Origin of the sequence: Photorhabdus viridis (genome assembly GCF_040256935.1) — a bacterium.
In the GTDB taxonomy this organism is placed as follows: domain Bacteria; phylum Pseudomonadota; class Gammaproteobacteria; order Enterobacterales; family Enterobacteriaceae; genus Photorhabdus; species Photorhabdus viridis.
In genome coordinates, this window is record NZ_JBEJZY010000125.1 from 1 (window position 1) to 2,079 (window position 2,079).

The window sequence follows — 2,079 nt, forward strand, 5'->3', positions numbered from 1 at the left end:
AGATGTTTGTTTAACAGATTGCGCTATTTTAACAATAGCTCGCAGGGTAAAAAAACGGGTATCGTCAGTATCATAGGCACCTTCATGATCAACCTCAGCCCCCAATATTGAACGCAGACCGCTGGCGGTAAATTTCCCTCCCTCAACTGGCACCGTGCCATCACCGGGCTCTTGCGGATCCGCTATAGTAAAAGTTTGTATTAGAGAATAGTCATTACCAGGTTTTATTGGGTATTTGACACTGCGCATATCTGAAAGCTCCGCATTCATCGGATCAAATATCGGGCTATTAAATGCCAGTTCAGGATTACCTTTCCGATTAAAATAATCTTTACGTGCTACCCAACGGACAGTGCCATAAGAGAGGTGTTTCATACTGTTACCATAAAAAGCATAGGTATTGCTGTGATAACAGCCATTTAATTCTTCTATAAAACTACGCACATCTTTTCTAATTATTTTTGTAAAGTTATCCCAATCTGCCTGCATTACCGCCCGATTTTTAGCCTTGTTTTCCGGGTTAATTAAACGCTCTTCGCATAATCCCCACCATTTATCGCGCTGCAAGTAGATTTCTTCATAAGGGTCATTCTCCGGTAAGCTATAGCGTGTATTTCCATCCTCAATCTTCAACCACCACTTTCCGTATCTCAGACCGGGTAATAACTGAAGTGGTCCCGGTGACTGCGCCATCACGGCAGTGAATTGACCGCCATCTTTGCCTATGACTAATCCAGTCGGGCTACCTTCACCTGCTTTCATCCGCTTATAAGCCGTCGGTGCACCAAATGTCGGCATCACACCATGCACAATCCCCAGGAGCCTGTCACGCCCCTTCAATATTTCTGAATAGTGACGAGCCACCAATCCTCCCATCGAATGCGTGACCAGTATCACCTTCTCACAAGGCTGACGCCGCCGTTTATAGCTCGTAACCACTTGGTCAATATAGTCCGCCAACCGGTTTGCTGACTCCACATTAGACTGAAGCCAGTTATACCCCATCGCATGGACTGGAAACTGATATTGATAACTCAGCTTAATTTCATCCCGTGTCAGTTTGGCTTCCCCCATCTCAGCCTGTAAATCCATCAACTCCAGTTGCTGACGCAGTGTCTGCTTCCCCGTCTTATTCAACCGGTTGTGCAATAACTCATCCTGATCATCCAGCGCCGCCTGAAGCCAGGGCAAAAATTCGCCGTAGCTCATATAGGCGACCTCACCCCAACCCCGCTCCTTTCGCGAAGGAAATTTAGGGCCTTCTTTATGATTGTCGTCTACTCTGCCCCGTGAATCGACAACAGTATTTTCCGGATCAAGCAACTTTTTTCGATCCTCTGCACCCTTTAAAACCCAGTCTTTCAAGGCACCCAAGCTGCTGTTTAAACGCCAAACTGACGTTCCATTTTTATCCTGCAAATTACTCCCCATCACCCCGGGCAGAAAAATCACCGGAATAACCCGGTTTGGCACCTTATAGCAAATCGCCGTCAGGTTCTTTTCACTGGGCGCATTAACTAACGGGTAATACAACCTGCCATGCTCGTCATAAACAGGCTGGACAACTATTTTTTCTGATGAATCGGCCATCATGACTCCTTACCTTCTTTTAAATAGAACTTCATTGCTTCTACCCCTAATTGCTGCTGTTTAGTCACCTTGCCATCCGAGCCGGTTGTCGAAGGCTGCTGACTGTTGTCCTGATTGTGCAAAAGGCTGCTTTGATGGTTCACCGGTGAATCATCAAAAGGCCAAAGTACCTGCGGCGTTATAGCAAAATCCGTTGTCTCACGTTGGGATGCCATCTGATTAAAACGCTGCCCACCAAATTTTTGCCACACCGCCGCCCGCTGGATGATGTTATCGGGCGCCCCACTTTCCACCTGCCCGTTGCCAATACGGATATATCCCCCGCCACAGGCCAGCAAGATCTCCTCTTTAGCACTGATGATCACTTTGCCTTCATGGCTGCTTACCGTGATGTCTTTCAGCGCTTCCAGCCCCATCGCATCACCCTGCGCCTGAATATCTACCCGACCTTGACTGGCAAACAGTTTTATCCCCAGTTTCTGCGCAAAC

Annotated in this window: 2 protein-coding genes; both read right to left on the reverse strand. The window is 47.4% G+C overall.

The genetic code is table 11. From position 1 onward, the window contains the following. On the reverse strand, positions 1–1,590 hold a 1,590-nt coding region (locus tag ABR397_RS22335; protein WP_350307632.1), incomplete at its 3' end, for an esterase/lipase family protein. After that, positions 1,590–2,079: DUF2345 domain-containing protein (locus ABR397_RS22340; protein ID WP_350307633.1), on the reverse strand; the 490-nt coding region annotated here is incomplete at its 5' end. The genes ABR397_RS22340 and ABR397_RS22335, both read right to left, overlap by 1 nt.